We start from the raw sequence: 1,169 nt of genomic DNA, 5'->3' as shown, positions 1-1,169 counted from the left end.
ATTTCCCATCGTTGCTCCTTTCAAAGCATAAGAAAAGCACCTAGAATTTTCTAAGCGCTTAATACCAAGCAACTTGCCCTGATTCTTTCAAGCCGCCATCTTCATTTTTTAAATTTATGATACATTTTGACACATAATCAAAACCATATTTCGGGGGATTATTTCTCTTTACCTCACGGGTAGAAGGATTAAATTCAAAAATCTCCCTTCTACTCACATCACCCTCAGGAAAGACCTCATAACGGTAAAAATCATTCACAACTTCAATCAAATTAAATTTTAACATTATTCTTCCTTTCCAAATATCGAGTCAAAGCTTTACCATAATTATAGGTTTCATCTGTTTTAGCATGAGCAGTATCATAATCCATATTCCCTCTAATGTACATATAATCATGCTCTAAGCGCTCATGTTTCAATAATATCAAGTCATGTGATTGGATATCCTTACCAGTAATCAGACGCTCCCACGACTCTGCCATATTGACTTCTGGAAGAAATAAACTTTCCCCATCTTTTAAAATATGGATATCATTAAAAACATGATTAAAAGCAATATCAACATCTTCTTTGGTAAAGTCTTTCATTTCCTTAAACTTTCCAATGTTCGAATAAATTTTTCGCTTTTCTAATTCTTGATTACTATTTTTTATTTTGTCATACGTAAGATAAGCGTGCTTTTCTGCTTTAATAAAATCTTTTGGCAAAATATCATCATTCGATTCATCACGAAAATAATTTCTTGCACCAGATTGAATAGGTAAACCTACACCTTTGAATATTTCTATTTTAGCACTTTTTTTAGATTCTGCCCAACGTTTAGTATGAACATTCTGTTTCTTCCCATTACCAGGATGATAGTCAACAGTACACCGACAATTGCCATGCCGTCTATATATATCCTTAGGAACTTCTGGATAATTGTATGAACCCTCTAAACTCTTGCACCATTTACATGGATGACCGACAACTCTTCGAACGATTTTGGGACTCAACCCCACTTTGTGATGGAACTCCGCATTTATTCGAATCCAATCATCAACAATTCTCTGACTAAAATTTACAATTGGGTCATCAAGCAACCATTTTACATCATCAAAACTTTCCTCACTAGCTAAACGATTGACCAGACCATCAATTCTGTCTCGATTGAGTTCAGGCACCTGAGC

The 1,169-nt window shown here is 34.6% G+C and carries 1 protein-coding gene and 1 pseudogene; both read right to left on the bottom strand.

Features of this window, described 5'->3' with window-relative positions:
* Positions 1-58 precede the first annotated feature (58 nt).
* Positions 59-286, bottom strand: coding sequence for a hypothetical protein (locus STRDD10_RS09910; protein WP_067195678.1), 228 nt, complete (start codon positions 284-286; stop codon positions 59-61).
* A pseudogene (locus STRDD10_RS11250) lies at positions 273-1,169 on the bottom strand (hypothetical protein); the annotation flags it as partial. The pseudogene STRDD10_RS11250 and the gene STRDD10_RS09910, both read right to left, overlap by 14 nt.

Origin of the sequence: Streptococcus sp. DD10 (genome assembly GCF_001578805.1) — a bacterium.
Classification (GTDB): Bacteria; Bacillota; Bacilli; order Lactobacillales; family Streptococcaceae; genus Streptococcus.
Note: the sequence above shows the minus strand (reverse complement) of the source record. Positions and strands in the feature narration are given on the sequence as shown.